Source organism: Mesorhizobium sp. C264A, assembly GCF_040324515.1.
GTDB lineage: Bacteria > Pseudomonadota > Alphaproteobacteria > Rhizobiales > Rhizobiaceae > Mesorhizobium.
Window position 1 is genome coordinate 880,509 of sequence record NZ_JAMYVY010000001.1, and the last position, 15,616, is coordinate 896,124.

The following is a 15,616-nucleotide window of genomic DNA, read 5'->3' on the forward strand; positions in this document are numbered from 1 at the left end:
CGGCTAGGGTCGCGGCATTCTTGGCGAGGGGCTTCGATGTTGCAATATGTTCTGTCCGTAGCGCTGGCGCTTTTTGCCGTGCCCGCGCTGGCCAATGATACGACCGCCGAACTCGGCACAGGTGGCCTGATCCTGTCGCGTAGCGACGCAGTGTCGATGCAAAGCGAGGATCTCTATATCTCGCCGGAAAAGATCACGGTCGACTACGTCTTCCACAACAACACCGACAAGGATGTAAATGCCATCGTCGCTTTTCCGCTGCCGGACATCGAAGGCAATCCGGAGGAAATGCCGGCCATCCCGGAAAACCAGAGCGACAATTTCCTTGGCTTCGAGGTGACGATCGACGGAGCGCCGGCAAAGCCGCAGCTCGAGCAGAAAGTGTTCGCTGTCGGCATCGATATCGGCGCCGATCTGAAGGCGCAGAACGTGCCGTTCAATCCGTTCGGCGATGCGGCCAAGGCGGCCCTGGCGAAGCTGCCGAAAACGGTCGCCGAGGATTGGGAAAACCGCGGCATCATCATCGAGGATACGGGCAGCGACGGTACCGAGGCGAACAAGGTCTATACGCCGTGGTGGCAGTTGCGCTCGACCTATTGGTGGCGCGCGATATTTCCGGCCAACAAGGATGTCCACGTCTCGCACCGCTACAAACCGAGCGTCGGCGGCACGTCATCGGTGAGTTTCTTCTATGACGGCAAGTTCACCGAGGGCAGCCAGTACACGACCTACAAGACCCGCTACTGCATGGACGACAGCTTCGAGAATGCGGTGCGGCAGGCCGCCAAGGCCGACGGTTATCCGCATTTTTACGAGAACCGCATAGCCTATATCCTGACCACCGGCGGCAACTGGGCCAATGGCAGCATCGGCAAGTTCAAGCTAACCGTCGACAAGGGCAATCCGAAAGCGCTGATCTCGTTTTGCGGCGACAATGTCAAGAAGGTCGGGCCGACGACCTTCGAGACGGCGGCGCAGGATCTCTATCCCGAGCACAACATCGACATATTGCTTTTGGAGCCGTCGGATGACGGCGCCGGGGGAGCCAACTGATGGACGTCGCGATCTATGTCGCCATTGCGCAGAACGGCGTCATCGGGCGCGACGGCGGCTTACCGTGGCGGCTGTCCACCGATCTCAAGCGCTTCAAGGCCGATACGATGGGCAAGCCCGTCATCATGGGCCGCAAGACTTATGAAGGCATCGGCCGGCCGCTGCCGGGCCGATTGAACATCGTGGTGACCCGCGACAAGGCCTGGCGCGCCGAGGGCATAGAGGTGGCGCACTCGCTGGAGGCAGCGATCCAGCTGGCCACGGTGCGCGGGCGTTGCATGGCCGGCGTCGACGAAATCTGCATCATCGGCGGCGGCGAGATCTATGCGCAGGCGCTGCCGCTGGCAGACCGGCTGCACGTCACCCATGTGCTGGCGGCGGTCGATGGCGACGCGCATTTTCCCGACATCGATCCGGATTTGTGGCGCCTTGTCAGCGCTAAGGACGTTCCGGCCGGTGAAAAGGACAGCCATGCGACGCGCTATTCGGTTTACGAGCGACGCCGCGGCGTGCATTGAGACGATAAAAGGGTCGCGAACGTCCAAAACGGACATGCTCGGCAGCGGATCGCGTTGAAAGCGCATCGCTGCGTCCCTATAGAAGAACAACTGGATTTTGCGCCGCAACGTCGGCGCTGAGGGAATCCCAAGCGAAAGGACATTCATGCCCTGGAACGACAAGAGCGGCGGCGGCGGCCCATGGGGCGGCGGCGGCAACAATCAGGGACCCTGGGGCAGGGACCGAAGGGGCCCAGCGGCCCGCCGGGGTCACCTCCCGATCTCGAAGACATCATCCGCCGCGGCCAGGACCGGCTGCGGCGCGCGCTGCCCGGTGGCGGCGGCGCCAGCCCGGCCGTCTTTGCGCTGATCGCAGCGGCTCTGATCGTGCTGTGGGCGTTCAAGGCGGTCTACACCGTGCAGCCGGACGAGGTTGCGGTCGAGCTGCGCTTCGGCAAGCCGAAGGCGGAGCTGTCGCAGCCGGGTCTGCATTACCATTGGTGGCCGGTCGAAACCGTCGAGACGGCCAACATCGCCGAACAACTCGTCGATATCGGTGGTGGCGGCGCGACGAGCGGCAACTCCTCGGGGCTGATGCTTACCGGCGACCAGAACATCGTCAACGTGCAGTTTTCGGTGGCCTATCAGGTCTCCGATCCCCGGGCCTATCTGTTCGACGTCTCCGATCCCGAAGGCATGCTGCAGCAGGTCGCAGAGAGCGCCATGCGCGAAGCGGTTGGCCGGCGACCGGCGCAGGACATCTTCCGCGACGACCGTCAGGGCATCGCCGCGTCGGTGCGTGAAATCATCCAGACGACGCTGGACGGCTACAAGGCCGGCCTGAATGTCAACGCGGTTTCGATCGAGGACGCGGCGCCGCCGCGTGAAGTGGCCGACGCGTTCGACGAAGTGCAGCGCGCCGAGCAGGACGAAGACAAGTTCGTCGAGCAGGCCAACCAGTATTCCAACCAGAAGCTTGGCCAGGCGCGTGGCGCCGCGGCGCAGATCCGCGAGGACGCGGCAGCCTACAAGAACCGTGTCGTCCAGGAAGCCGAAGGTGAGGCGCAGCGCTTCATCTCGGTCTATGACGAATACGCCAAGGCGCCCGATGTTACGCGCCGGCGGCTTTATCTGGAAACGATGGAGAAGGTGCTGAAGGATTCCAACAAGGTGATCGTCGAACAGGGCAATGGGCAAGGGGTCGTTCCCTATCTGCCGCTGCCGGCACTGCAACCGAAGGCGCCGCCGCCTGCGACCACGGGAGGAGCCCAGTGATGGCCAATCGTCTTCCCATCATCGCGGTCATCGCGGCCGTGCTTCTGTTCCTGCTCTACTCCTCGGTCTTCGTGGTCAACGCGCGCCAGCAGGCGCTCGTGCTGCGGTTCGGCGAGATCGTCGACGTCAAGAATGAACCCGGCATCTATTTCAAGGCGCCTTTCGCCTTCTTCGACGCCGACAGCGTGCAGTTGATCGAAAACAGGGTGCTGCGCTTCGATCTCGATAACATCCGCGTCCAGGTTTCGGGCGGCAAGTTCTATGAGGTCGACGCTTTCATCGCGTACCGCATCTCGGATCCGCGGGTGTTCCGCTCAGCCGTGTCCGGCCAGATCACACTGGCCGAAGCACGACTGAGGACGCGTCTCGATGCGGCGCTGCGCCGTGTCTACGGTCTGCGCGACTTCGAGGCGGCGCTTTCGGAAGAGCGGGCCGTGATGATGCGCGAAGTGCGCGATCAGCTTCGGCCCGACGCCACCTCGCTCGGCCTGCAGATCGAGGATGTGCGCATCCGCCGAACCGATCTGACGGCCGAGGTTTCGCAGCAGACCTTCGACCGCATGAAGGCCGAACGTTTGGCCGAGGCCGAACGGCTGAGGGCACGCGGCAAAGAGGCCGCGCAGCGCATCACCGCCCGCGCCGACCGCGAAGTGGTGGAAATCGTCGCCGAAGCGCGCAAGGAATCGGAAATCCTGCGTGGTGAAGGTGAAGCCCAGCGCAGCGCGACCTTTGCCGACGCCTACAAACGCGATCCGGCGTTCTTCGACTTCTACCGGTCGATGAATGCCTATGGCACGGCGCTGGACAACTCCGGGACGACGATGGTGCTGTCGCCGAACTTGGAGTTCTTCCGCTTCTTCCGCAATCCGGACGGGACGGACGCGAAGCCGGCGGCGCCTGCGGCTCCGGCGACGGCACCTGCCGCGCCGGCTGCACAACCTGCACCCGCCCAGTAGGGCGGTGCAGGATTTCCTTGCGGCCATAGGCCTGGTCCTCGTCGTAGAGGGTCTCGTCTATGGCGGCTTTCCCGGCCTTGCCAAACGCCTTGCCGGCGAAGTGCTGTCGACGCCGGAAATTGCGCTGCGCATCGTCGGGCTGGTGGCGATCGCCATCGGCGTCGGCATCGTCTGGTTGGTGCGTGGCTGAGGACCGCTGATCTGCAATTCCAGGAAAGTGTGAGCGGTTTTCCGTCCGGAATTGCGTAAAAGCAAAGGGATTGAACGGTTCGCCGTTTCCGCGAAACGGCGAACCGCTCTAAGGTGTAACGGAGGATTTATCCTCCTGATGTGGCCATAGCCGCAAACGTGCCGTATTTCTTGCCAACATGACGCGACGCGGCGTTTTGCCGAAGCGCTTTTTCTTTTCAGATTCCGGGAGGCTTTCGATGACATCCAACACCCTTCTGCGCGCGGCGCGGCGGACGTTCATCGCAGGTGCTGCGGCACTTATGGTCGGCGCGCTTGCCGTTCCGGCTTTCGTGACGCCGACGGTGGCCGCGGACGGACCGGCTTCGGTTGCCGACCTCGCCGAAGGCCTGCTCGGTGCGGTGGTCAACATCTCGACCTCGCAGACCGTGAAGGGCACGGAAGGTCCGGGCGCGGTGCCGATGCCGCAGCTGCCCGAGGGTTCGCCGTTCCAGGATTTCTTCGACGACTTCTTCAAGAACCGTGGCGGCGACAAGGATGGCGGCGCGCAAAAGGTACAGTCGCTGGGCTCCGGCTTCGTGGTCGACGCCGAGCAAGGCATTGTCGTCACCAACAACCACGTCATCGCCGATGCAGACGACATCGAGGTGAATTTCTCCGACGGCGTGACGCTGAAGGCGACGCTGGTCGGCACCGACACCAAGACCGACGTGGCGGTGCTCAAGGTCGACCCGAAGGGCCACAAGCTGACGGCGGTGAAATTCGGCGATTCCAACAAGATGCGCGTCGGCGACTGGGTGATGGCGATCGGCAATCCGTTCGGCCTTGGCGGCACGGTGACGGTCGGCATCGTCTCGGCCCGCAACCGCGACATCAATTCCGGCCCCTACGACGACTTCATCCAGACCGACGCCGCCATCAACCGCGGCAATTCCGGCGGGCCGCTGTTCAACAGCCTGGGCGAGGTCATCGGTATCAACACGGCGATCATCTCGCCGTCGGGCGGCTCGATCGGCATCGGTTTCTCCATCCCCTCGCAGCTTGCCTCGGGCGTCGTCGACCAGCTGCGCCAGTTCGGCGAGACCCGTCGCGGCTGGCTCGGCGTGCGCATCCAGCCGGTGACCGACGACATCGCCGAGAGCCTCGGCATGGCGACCGCCAAGGGCGCGCTGGTGGCCGGCGTCATCAAGGGCGGACCGGTCGACAACGGCACAATTCTCGCCGGCGACGTCATCATCAAGTTCGACGGCAAGGACATCCATGAAATGCGCGACCTGCCGCGCGTCGTGGCGGAAAGCCCGGTCGGCAAGGCGGTCGACGTGATTATCGTGCGCAAGGGCGTCGAGCAGACGGTGAAGGTGACGCTCGGCCGGCTTGAGGACGGCGAGAAGGTCGCCGCCGGTGAGGACGGCACTACCGATGAGGACAAGGGCGGCGACAAGGCGCCCGCGGTCTCCACGGCCTCGGTGCTCGGCATGACCGTCGGCGAGCTCAATGACGACACACGGAAAAAATTCGGCATCGCGGCCGACGTCTCCGGCGTCGTCATCACCGACGTCACCAAGGATTCGGCCGCCGCCGAGCGCGGCATCCAGGCCGGCGAGGTGATCACCGAAATCGCCCAGGAATCGGTCGCGACCCCGAAGGACGTGATGGACCGGATCGGCGCGCTGAAGGAGCAGGGCCGCAAGAATGCGCTCTTGATGCTGGCGTCCAAGACAGGCGAGTTGCGCTTCGTGACGATCCGGATGGATTGAGTCCGGTCAGGCCTGCAACGATCTGATTTCGAAATGAAAAGGGCGGCTAGTTAGCCGCCCTTTTTCTTGCCTGCCAGTCCTTGCGCGACAGGGTGTAGAGGACATGCCGCTTGAGGTGCGGGTGGCTGTCAGGGATGGATGGGTGGTCGAAATCGCGAGCCGGGTCAGGGCTCATGCCAAGACGCTCCATGACGGCCGTCGAGCGGCGGTTGGCCGCGACGGCGAAGGAGACGATCTCGTCCCGGTCAAGCGTCTCGAAGCCAAAGGCGAGCCAGGCTTCGGAGGCCTCCGTGACATAGCCCTTTCGCCAGAATTCCGGCGCCAACCGCCAGCCGATCTCGATCGTATCGGAAGGCAGGGACGGCACGTGATCGGTCTTTAAGAGACCGACGAAGCCGATGCATTCCCCAGTCGCGGCGATCTCGGCGGCGGCAAAACCAAAGCCGTCCTCGGCGATCCAGCCCCGAAACTCGTCCATCTTGGCATCCGTCTCGGCGCGGTCGCGGCGGAACGGAAAGAATTCCATCACCCGCTCGTCCGAATTGATGCGGTGGAAGAGTTCGCGATCGCGGTCTTCCCAGTTGCGCAGGATGAGGCGCTCGGTGCGCATCGGTTTCATTGGGCGAACTCTTCCTGGCGGTAGCCCTGGAGATAAAGCAGCGCGGTGAGATCGCCATGGTCGATGCGGACCTTGGCTTCGGCAGCAACGGCCGGCTTGGCGTGGAGCGCGACACCGGTGCCGGCCAGGCGGATCATGTCGAGGTCGTTGGCGCCGTCGCCGACCGCAATCGCATCGAATGGCGTCAGGCCGAGGCGGGCCGAGATATCGTTCAGCGCATCGGCCTTGGCGGCGCGGCCGAGGATCGGCTCGGCGACCAGGCCGGCAAAGCGCCCGTTCTCCTCGATCAGGCGGTTGGCACGGTTTTCCTCGAAGCCGAGCATGGCGGCGACACGGCTGGTGAAGACGTCGAAGCCGCCGGAGACAAGCGCCGTCCAGGCGCCATTGGCGCGCATCGTCCGCACCAGAGCGCGGCCGCCCGACGCCAGCGTCAGGCGGTTCGCGATGATGCGGTCGACGACGGCGGCATCGAGGCCTTTCAGCAGCGCCACGCGTTCACGCAGCGCCGGCTCGAAAGCGATCTCGCCGTTCATCGAGCGTGCCGTGATGGCGGCAACGCGGTCCTTGACGCCGATCTCGTCGGCGAGTTCGTCGATGCATTCCTGGTCGATCATGGTTGAATCCATATCGGCAAGCAGGATTGTCTTGCGGCGGCTTTCGGCCTGCTGAACGATCACGTCGACCGGCTCTGAACCAAGTGCTGTGCGCAAGGCCGCACTTGCCTCAGCGGCTTCTGCCCCCTCGGGCAACACCAGATCGCAGGCGACGCCTTCGCCCAGCCAGCGAACAGCGCTTGCGCCGACCGACCGTGAGGCCATATTCGCAAGCGAGGCCGACATCGCGCGGCGGACGGGGTGAGACACAAGCGTGGCAATGAGCGGCATCGAGACTTCCAAGCAGCTAGGCGAGGGCGGGCAGGCGGGCGAGGGCCGCGTGAAGAACGCGATCCTGATAGCCGGGCCGACCGCCAGCGGCAAGTCGGCGCTGGCGCTCGATCTCGCCGAACGCAAGGGCGGTGTCATCGTCAACACCGATTCCATGCAAGGCTACTCGGTGCTCGACGTGCTGACGGCGCGGCCGAATGCCGCCGATCTCGCCCGCGCGCCGCACTTTCTCTATGGCCACGTGCATCCCTCGACCGCCTATTCCACCGGCGCCTGGCTGCGCGACGTGATGAAGCTGATCGATGACGGCACGCTTGCCCGGCGACCCGATGGCGCCGGCTTCGAACGTCCGGTGATTTTCGTCGGGGGCACCGGGCTCTATTTTCGCGCACTTGCCGAGGGCATTTCGGAAATGCCCGACATTCCGCAGCAGGTACGCGACCGCTGGCGCTACGAGTTAAAGGAGCAAGGCGCAGCCAAGCTGCACCGCATCCTGATGCATGAAGATTCGGCGGTCGCCATGCAGCTGAAGCCGACCGACGGCCAGCGCATCGTGCGGGCGCTGGAGGTGCTCGACGCATCCGGCCGCTCCATCCTAGAATGGCAGGCAGCGCGCGGCCGGCCGCTGATCGACCGCGACAGCGCTCGGTTCTTCGTTATCGAGCCGGACCGCGCCCCCCTTGTCGAGCGGATCGAAACAAGGTTCGACCGCATGCTCGATCTCGGCGCGCTCGATGAGGTCAAACGGCTTGCGGCGCTTGGCCTCGATCCCGAGCTGCCGGCGATGAAGGCGATCGGCGTTCGCGAACTTTCGGCTGCCATGGCGGGTGACACCAGCTTTCCCCAGGCCATCGAGCGCTGCAAGGCAGCGACGCGGCAATATGCCAAACGGCAAACGACGTGGTTTCGCCATCAGCTGGGACCCGAATGGCTGAGATTGCAGCCCGGCGACGGCCTGCAAACCGTGATTTGATTTTCGTGCTGCCAATACAATTAAAGAAACAGAAGTAGGAATGAACATTCCCGCTCCGGTTGTCTGGATTAACCGTCCGTAAGGCGCCGGCATGCCATAGATCCGGCGGGTACTTTTCCAACGGGGAGCAGATGCGTTTCCACAAGGCGGAATCCGCATTTTTCGTCTTTATTTTCGTGATCCTGGCCGCAGGCCTGGTGACGCTTTATGCCTATGGTCAATTGCAGTCCATCGCGGTCGGTCACGATACGACTTCCCGGGTCGAGCGGATCGCCTATCTCAACACGCTGCTGTTTGTCACCGGGGTGCTGCTGGCGACAGCGCTGTTCTTCGGCGTGTTCTTCATCTACCCGCTGATCCGTAGGCAGGCGACGGAAGAGGGCAAGCTGCGCGCCATGACGGTTTCGCTCAGCGCCCGCTCGGAAACGCTGCAGCATGCGGCATTGACCGACGGCCTTACCGGCATGCAGAATCGGCGCTATTTCGACGATGCGCTGAAGGAATATCTCGAGGAATTCCGCCGCATCGAAAAGCCCGTCGGGCTCATGATCCTCGACCTCGATCATTTCAAGCAGGTCAACGACACGCATGGCCACGATGTCGGCGACGAGGTGCTTAGGGCAGTCGCCAATTGCCTCAAAGGCATGACGCGCTACCACGATGTGGTGGCGCGGCTTGGGGGCGAGGAGTTCGCCGTCGTCACGCCCAACATGGATACGGAGTTGTTGGGGAAGTTCGCCGAACGCATCCGCAAAGCGATTGCCAACATGTCGGTGCTGTCGGGCAATGTCCGCCTCAAGATCACCACCAGCGTCGGACTCGCCGTCTGGGATCGGAAGGAAACCGCCGAGGAATTCTACCGCCGCGCCGACCGCCAGCTCTACGAGGCGAAGAGGCAAGGCCGCAACCGCGTCTGCGCCTAAAATCCCGAAGAAGAATTCATGAGGCCGGTTGCCTGACGTGGCTTTCTCGACTTCCGGTGCTCACGGACTAAATGTCCGCTCCGGTCCGGCTTCTCGAAAGCCACGCCATTCAATCCGGCCTGATGAATTCCCTTTCGGGATTTGCCCAAGCGGGCCAACGAAGCCGAGCCCTGCCGCCCCGGCGGCTTCTCAATTGGCCGGCAAAAAAGTCGCTACGCTGAAGGTCAATCGTTCTGCGGGCGCATGCCGAAGGTTGTGGGCTTGAGGCCGTAGCGCAGGTCGAAATCGTCGTCGGGCTGGACGCGCTGGGCGGTGGCCGGCTTGCGGTAATCGGGATCGCCGGCCTGGCGGCCGGAGTCCACGACCTCGGCGAAGGCCATCTGCTGCTGCGGTTTCGGGACGTTGCGCAGCCGCTCGACGATGGCGGCGAGATCGACGTCGTTGCCGTCCTGCGAGAACTCGTCCTGCTCTCGCTTGGCGGTGCCGGGGATCAGGTTCTCCGCCAGTTTTTCGAACTTCAGCCGCATGGTCGTCGCCACGCCTTCACCGAAGGCGATGGCTTCGCGCTGGCCCATGGAGGACAGAAAGGCCAGCGTCGAGGCGGAGGAATCGGCGATCGCCGAGCGGATGATCGCCTGGTCCTGCTCATTGGCCAGCCGCATGGCGAAGAAGGTCGAGCATTGCGACAGGATGGTCGGATCGAGTTCACCCGGGCGCTGGGTGACGACGCCGAGATAGCAGCCATATTTGCGGCCTTCCTTGGCGATGCGCGACAGTGCATGCCTTGTCGGGGCGAAGCCAAGGCGTGGATCGGCCGGCATATAGCGGTGTGCTTCCTCGCACAGCAGCAACAGCTTCAGCCGGCCCTCGCTCCACAGCGCAAGGTCGAAGGCGAGCCGAGCCAGCACCGAACAGACGGAGTTGACCACTTCGGACGGCATGCCGGCCATCTCGAAGCAGGTCACCGGGCGGCCATGATGCGGCACACGGAAAATATTGCCGATCGTCTCGTGGATCGTGTCCTCGATCAGCCGCGAATTGAACATGAAGCGATAGCGCGGGTCGGACGCGGCGGACTCGATGCGCGTCTTCAGCGATTTCAGCGTCGGGCGGTCGTTCTTGCTTTCCAAGAGGCCCATGCGCTCGTCGATCTGCTTGATGAGATCGACCATGCGGTAGGGCACCGGCGTGTCGGCGGTCAGCGCATCGCTGCCGCGGCGCACGTAAGAGCCTGAATTGGGATTGCGATAGAGGTTCTTGGCGGCGGGGATCAGGTCGCGCAGGACATCGACTTCTTCCGGCACGACCTCTCGGCCGCGAAACAGCACTTCGGCGAATTCTTCGAGCCTGAACATCCAGAACGGCAGATCAAGCGTCTTGGAATCGACCCGGACGCAGAACTCAGGCAGGGATGCCGCGAATTCATTGTGCGGATCGAGAATGAGGATTCGCAGATCGGGCCGGGCGGCGATCGATTTGCGCAGCAGCAGCGAGATGGCGGTGGATTTGCCGACGCCGGTTGTGCCGACAACGGCAAAATGGCGCGCCAGCGTGTCGTCGATGGCGATGTTGGCGTCGATCGACGCATCCTGCGACAGCGTACCGATGGTGATTGAATGACGCCCGGCGAGATCGTAGACGGCCTGCAGATCACGGGTACGGATGCGGTGCGCTATGGCGCCGATATGAGGATAGGTGGTGATGCCGCGGTCGAACACCGGTTTGGCCCCCGGTTCGGCGCCGTCGCGCACTTCGCCGATCAGCTCGACGCTGACCTCGATGGGGTTTTGTCCCTCATTGCTCCAGGCGCGATCCGACTTGCCGATTTCGTAGACCAGACCAACGGTGCGCGATGTCCCGAGATTGATGGAGATCATCTTGCCGACGGTCCACAGGCCGGTGACCGCGCCTTCGATGTCGTCGGCATAGGCGCTGATGGTGGCGCGCGCACCGTCGCACTGCACGACGTTGCCGAGAATGCGCTTGTCGCTCTGCTCTGCGCGGCGGCGCTCCTGCGAGGTCGGTTCGCCGACGGAGGCTTCGCGCTCGACAAACATACGATCCGATCCCCATTCTCGTGGAGCGTCGATCCTACACAGACGGGGTTAAGGTGGCGTGATGCGGGATGGTGTAGCAGGGGTTAACCCGTCAGCGAAAATTCAACCGGCCGGCCTCTTTTCCGAATCCAAATATTCGATATATTGGACGAATGACTGATATAGCGAATGACATGTCGGCCACGATAGGCAGACGAATCCACGCCGAAAGAGCCTTGCGGGACTGGTCGTTGGCCGACCTGGCGAACCGCTCCGGCGTCTCCAAAGCCATGCTCAGCACTATCGAGCGCGGCATGACCAGCCCGACGGCCGCGCTACTGGTGCGCATCGCCGCTGCTTTCGGCATGACGCTGTCGACGCTGATTGCACGCGCCGAGCAGCAAGGTGGCGGCCTGCTGCGCGAGAGTGAGCAGCCGGTTTGGCGCGACCCCGGTACGGGCTATGTCCGTCGGCATCTGTCGCCGGTTTCCGACACGCCGCTCGAATTGATCCGGGTGCAGTTGCCGGCGGGCGCCAATGTGAGCTTCCCGGCGGCGTCCTATGCCTTCATCAAGCAGCAGATGTGGCTGATCTCCGGGCGGCTCGAATTCACCGAGGGTGACATGGTGCATAGTCTCGAGCCCGGCGACTGCCTGGCGCTCGGCGCGCCGTCGGACTGCACGTTCCATGCCGTCGGACCGCAGCCAGCTGAATACCTGGTCGCGCTGGTCAGGGGCTGAAATCGTGGCAAGACGTCCCAAGCGCTCCGACAATGGCGGACCGCCGCTCGATGATTACAAGGGTCCGCCATGGGGCAAGGGCGATCCCTACATCTTCCTGGCCTGGCAGGCAGCGCATGCCAAGGCGTGGAAGGCGCCAAGCCGTGACGTGATGCTGATGCGCATGGAAAAGGCCGAGTGGCTTGGCCTGACCTATGAGGAATACACGCTCGAAATCCTCGAACGCGGGCTGCATCTGCAGCCGAAAGACACCGATCGCATCGCCGCGATCAAGGCGAGACGAAAGCGGCGCCGCGTCGCGCGTCTGGATTAGCAAGGGAAAGTGCAGGTGAGTCCCATCGAAATCAGGTCGCTGACTGCGGAAACACGCGACATGCTGGCCGACCTCCTGATCGAGACGGTCGCGGCCGGCGGCTCCGTCAGCTTCATGCATCCCTTATCCAGGCAAGCGGCGGAAACTTTCTGGAGCAACTCGTTGATGGCAGCAGAGAGAGGCGAAAGAGCGGTGCTGGGCGCTTGGTATGGCGACGCGTCGGTCGGCACCGTCACCTTGCTGCTCGACTTTCCGGTCAATCAGCCGCACCGGGCCGAGATCGCCAAGCTCATGACCCGCGTCGAACACCGCGGCAAGGGCATAGCGAGCCGGCTGATGCGGGCGGCCGAAACGCTCGCCGTCGAGAAAGGCCGCACGCTTCTGGTGCTGGACACCGCAACCGAGGAGGGCGCTTCCGGCCTTTACGAAAAACTCGGCTTCACGCTCACTGGCGAAATACCGGACTTTGCCCTGAAACCGCATGGCGGGCTGACCGGCACGCTCATCTACTGGAAGCGCATCGGCGGCGCTGCCTAACCCTTGTGGTGAACCTCTTGCAGCGCGTAGACCGGCGTGGCGATGCCTTCCATGCGCGCCTTCAGCTGCAGCGCCAGGAACTGGGAGTAATGGCGCGACTGGTGCAAATTGCCGCCATGGAACCACAGCGCCTCCTGCTGCGTCGGCTTCCACATGTTGCGCAGCTCGCCTTCCCAGGGGCCTGGGTCCTTGGTGGTGTTGGAGCCGAGGCCCCAGCATTTGCCGACCTTGTCCGCGACCTCCCGTGAGATCAAATCGGCCGCCCAGCCATTCATCGAACCGTAGCCGGTGGCGTAGACGATGAGATCGGCCGGCAGTTCCGATCCGTCGGAGAGCAGAACGGAGTGCTCCTTGATCTCCTTCACGTCGACACCGCTTTTCAGCTTGATCGACCCGTCGATGATCAGGTCGGAGGCGCCGACATCGATGTAATAGCCCGAGCCGCGCCGCAGATATTTCATGAACAGGCCGGAGCCGTCATCGCCCCAGTCAAGCATGAAGCCGGCCTTTTCCAGGCCCTTGTAGAATTTGTCGTCCCGCTTCTTCATCTCGGCATAGGCCGGGATCTGGAATTCGTGCAGGATCTTGTAGGGCAGGGAGGCAAAGACGAGGTCGGCCTTGGCTGTGGTCATACCGCTCGCGACCGCCTTTTCCGAATAGAGCGAGCCCAGGCCGATCTCCATCAGCGTGTCCGACTTGACGATGTGCGTGGTCGAGCGCTGCACCATGGTGACGTCGGCGCCGGCCTCCCAAAGGGCTGCTGCAATGTCGTGGGCGGAGTTGTTCGAGCCGATGACGACAGCTTGTCTGCCGACATAGGCATCGGGTCCCGGATGCTTCGAGGAGTGATGCTGGTCGCCCTTGAATGTGTCCATGCCCTTGAAGTTCGGCATGTTGGCCTTGCCGGATTGCCCCGTGGCCAGCACCAATTGTTTCGGCTTCAGCGTGATGTCCTTGCCGTCGCGGCGCACGACAACGGTCCATTCCTTTTTCTTGTCGTCATAAACGGCGCTCTTGGCCTCGGTCGATGACCAGTAATTCAGCTCCATCACCTTGGCGTACATTTCCAGCCAGTCGCCGATCTTGTCCTTGGGCGCGAAGACCGGCCAGTTCTTGGGGAAGTCGATATAGGGCAGATGGTCGTACCAGACCGGGTCGTGCAGGCAGAGCGATTTGTAGCGCTTGCGCCAGCTGTCGCCGGCACGCTCGTTCTTCTCGACGATGATGGTGGGCACGCCGAGTTGCCGCAGCCGGGCGCCGAGCGCGATGCCGCCCTGGCCGCCGCCAATGATGAGCGTATAGGGCTGCGTCTTGAAGCCGAGTTCGGCGGCTTCCTTCTCGCGCTCCTCCTTCCAGGTCGGGCGGTTCTTGCCATGGCCGTGCTTGGCGCCGAGCGGGCGGTCGAAACCGGCCGGCTCCTCATGGCCCTTGAGCTCGACCATAGTGGTGAGCAGCGTCCAGATCTTGCCGTCCTTCAGCCGGATGTGGCCGAAGCCGCGCGCGACAGACGTTTCGAAACTGATCCAGCCGTCGAGCACGCCGTCGCTTTCCGTGGCATCCTCGCCCTTGGCGATCGCCCAGTTCGACGGTTTGGTCCTGGCCAACTGGCTGACCAGCATGTCGCGCACCTGATCGCGGCCTTCCATCGTCTTGATGTTCCAGGTGAAGGTGACGAGATCGCGCCAGTAACAATCCTCCTGGAAGCAGGCGACCGCCTTGTCGATGTCGCCGGCGGTGAGTGCCGCGCCGAAGCGATCGAGCAGGTCGGAAAGCTTCTTGTTGGGGGCCTTGTCGAGCATTGAATTTCCTCCGCGATTTTTCCTGGCCGCCTGTAGCGAGCGGAACCCTGCCGAAGCTTGACGTCCGGCCTGGCGCAGTATCGCGACAAATTATGCGCCGCGTCACGTCGTCCAATAGTTTGCCGCGTATTCAGGGGCTTATCGGGAAATCGGGACGCCGAAGACCGTCACGAACCAGCGGCGGACCGCTTCTTCGGCAGGGCTCAGATGCGCGCCCGAGGGTGCGGTTAGATAGTGGCCGGCACCGCTCGACACAGCGAAGCCGGAAAGGGTGACAAGCGATCCGTCGCGCAGTGCCGCGTCGGCCAACGGTCGCGATCCCAGCACCATGCCGGCGCCGTGCTTCGCCGCCTCCAATGCGGTAACGAAACTGTCGAATTTGTGCGTCGGCCCCAGCGCCGGCTTCATCCGGGCGACGGCGAACCACTCGCCCCACATTTCCCGCGCGCCGACCACTGTAAGTCTCGGCAATCCTGTCCAATCCTTGGCCTTGGCGAGATGCGGCGACGCCATCGGCGTCAAGGTTTCGCGGGTCAGGCGGTCGGCCTGCCGTCCGGCAAAAGAGCCGGGGCCAATGCCGAATCGGATGTCGAGACCCACAAAGCGCTCGCCATAATCGGCCGGTGTGTGGATGGTCTCGATCTGCAGCTGGACGAAGGGCAGGTCCTTGGCTATTTGCGGCAGCTTCGGCGCGATCATCAGCACGGCAAACGAGATCGGCGAGCGTATCGTCACGCTCTGGACGGTCTTGGGTTCAAACAGCTCGCGCGTGCTGGTGGCGATCACGGCGAAGGCCGATTGCAGATGCGGCAGGTAGGCGGCACCCTCCGGCGTCAATTCGACGCCGCGCGCCAGGCGGATGAACAGCGGCTGCTTCAACCGCTCTTCGAGAGAACGGATGTGCTGGCTGACCGCAGCCTGGGTCAGGCCAAGCTCGGCCGCGGCGGCGGTGAAATTCGACAGCCGCGCGGCGGCCTCGAAACTCCGCAGCCAGTCAAGCGGGGGCAAGGGCAGGGTTGTTTCAGTCATAAACCGTTTAGGGCCTTTGGCTGCAAAATGATAATT

Annotated in this window: 15 protein-coding genes and 1 pseudogene; 11 read left to right on the forward strand and 5 right to left on the reverse strand. The window is 63.4% G+C overall.

Annotated features, from left to right (window positions below):
- Nucleotides 1-36: 36 nt before the first annotated feature.
- The 6 genes and pseudogenes from NKL04_RS04240 (at nt 37) to NKL04_RS04265 (ending at nt 5,727) form a co-directional block, all read left to right on the forward strand.
- Nucleotides 37-1,053, forward strand: coding sequence for a DUF4424 domain-containing protein (locus tag NKL04_RS04240; RefSeq protein ID WP_023699581.1), 1,017 nt, complete (start codon nt 37-39; stop codon nt 1,051-1,053).
- Nucleotides 1,053-1,571: a dihydrofolate reductase gene (locus NKL04_RS04245; protein WP_023699580.1), complete on the forward strand. Its 519-nt coding sequence runs from the start codon at nt 1,053-1,055 to the stop codon at nt 1,569-1,571. The genes NKL04_RS04240 and NKL04_RS04245 overlap by 1 nt, the downstream gene beginning before the upstream one ends.
- 145 nt (nt 1,572-1,716) lie before the next feature.
- Nucleotides 1,717-2,825, forward strand: a pseudogene (hflK, locus tag NKL04_RS04250) (FtsH protease activity modulator HflK).
- Nucleotides 2,825-3,781 carry a protease modulator HflC gene (gene hflC / locus NKL04_RS04255; RefSeq protein ID WP_023703012.1) on the forward strand — a complete coding sequence of 319 codons (957 nt, stop codon included), beginning with the start codon at nt 2,825-2,827 and terminating at the stop codon, nt 3,779-3,781. The pseudogene hflK and the gene hflC overlap by 1 nt, the downstream one beginning before the upstream one ends.
- A 4-nt stretch (nt 3,782-3,785) precedes the next feature.
- Nucleotides 3,786-3,971, forward strand: a complete 186-nt coding sequence (locus NKL04_RS04260; RefSeq protein ID WP_023668333.1) for a DUF2065 domain-containing protein — start codon at nt 3,786-3,788, stop codon at nt 3,969-3,971.
- 238 nt (nt 3,972-4,209) lie between these two features.
- Nucleotides 4,210-5,727: a DegQ family serine endoprotease gene (locus tag NKL04_RS04265; protein ID WP_023682088.1), complete on the forward strand. Its 1,518-nt coding sequence runs from the start codon at nt 4,210-4,212 to the stop codon at nt 5,725-5,727.
- Between the two features lie 46 nt (nt 5,728-5,773).
- Here the strand turns inward: NKL04_RS04265 and NKL04_RS04270 are convergent, their stop codons facing one another.
- Together NKL04_RS04270 and serB are read right to left on the reverse strand one after the other, a co-directional pair.
- Nucleotides 5,774-6,346, reverse strand: a complete 573-nt coding sequence (locus tag NKL04_RS04270) for a GNAT family N-acetyltransferase (protein ID WP_023703010.1) — start codon at nt 6,344-6,346, stop codon at nt 5,774-5,776.
- Nucleotides 6,343-7,230 carry a phosphoserine phosphatase SerB gene (gene serB / locus NKL04_RS04275; protein ID WP_023703009.1) on the reverse strand — a complete coding sequence of 296 codons (888 nt, stop codon included), beginning with the start codon at nt 7,228-7,230 and terminating at the stop codon, nt 6,343-6,345. The genes NKL04_RS04270 and serB overlap by 4 nt, the downstream gene beginning before the upstream one ends.
- On the opposite strand from serB, the gene miaA reads away from it, so the two are divergent.
- Together miaA and NKL04_RS04285 are read left to right on the forward strand one after the other, a co-directional pair.
- Nucleotides 7,220-8,203: a tRNA (adenosine(37)-N6)-dimethylallyltransferase MiaA gene (gene miaA, locus NKL04_RS04280; RefSeq protein WP_023703008.1), complete on the forward strand. Its 984-nt coding sequence runs from the start codon at nt 7,220-7,222 to the stop codon at nt 8,201-8,203. The two genes, serB and miaA, sit on opposite strands and share 11 nt — an antisense overlap.
- Before the next feature lie 131 nt (nt 8,204-8,334).
- Nucleotides 8,335-9,126, forward strand: coding sequence for a GGDEF domain-containing protein (locus tag NKL04_RS04285; protein WP_023703007.1), 792 nt, complete (start codon nt 8,335-8,337; stop codon nt 9,124-9,126).
- Nucleotides 9,127-9,350: 224 nt separating this feature from the next.
- Here the strand turns inward: NKL04_RS04285 and NKL04_RS04290 are convergent, their stop codons facing one another.
- On the reverse strand, nt 9,351-11,183 hold the full coding sequence (locus tag NKL04_RS04290) for an ATP-binding protein (RefSeq protein WP_023703006.1): 1,833 nt from the start codon (nt 11,181-11,183) through the stop codon (nt 9,351-9,353).
- Nucleotides 11,184-11,335: 152 nt separating this feature from the next.
- On the opposite strand from NKL04_RS04290, the gene NKL04_RS04295 reads away from it, so the two are divergent.
- From NKL04_RS04295 to NKL04_RS04305, 3 genes are read left to right on the forward strand one after another with little or no spacing between them, the layout of a single operon-like run.
- Complete coding sequence (locus tag NKL04_RS04295) at nt 11,336-11,902, forward strand: helix-turn-helix domain-containing protein (protein ID WP_031209902.1); 567 nt, start codon at nt 11,336-11,338, stop codon at nt 11,900-11,902.
- A gap of 4 nt (nt 11,903-11,906) precedes the next feature.
- Nucleotides 11,907-12,215, forward strand: coding sequence for a hypothetical protein (locus NKL04_RS04300; protein ID WP_023703004.1), 309 nt, complete (start codon nt 11,907-11,909; stop codon nt 12,213-12,215).
- Between the two features lie 15 nt (nt 12,216-12,230).
- Nucleotides 12,231-12,752: a GNAT family N-acetyltransferase gene (locus NKL04_RS04305; RefSeq protein WP_352723326.1), complete on the forward strand. Its 522-nt coding sequence runs from the start codon at nt 12,231-12,233 to the stop codon at nt 12,750-12,752.
- Here the strand turns inward: NKL04_RS04305 and NKL04_RS04310 are convergent.
- Nucleotides 12,749-14,551: an NAD(P)/FAD-dependent oxidoreductase gene (locus tag NKL04_RS04310; RefSeq protein ID WP_023703001.1), complete on the reverse strand. Its 1,803-nt coding sequence runs from the start codon at nt 14,549-14,551 to the stop codon at nt 12,749-12,751. The genes NKL04_RS04305 and NKL04_RS04310 overlap by 4 nt on opposite strands.
- 138 nt (nt 14,552-14,689) lie before the next feature.
- Complete coding sequence (locus tag NKL04_RS04315) at nt 14,690-15,580, reverse strand: LysR family transcriptional regulator (RefSeq protein ID WP_023703000.1); 891 nt, start codon at nt 15,578-15,580, stop codon at nt 14,690-14,692.
- Nucleotides 15,581-15,616: the final 36 nt, after the last annotated feature.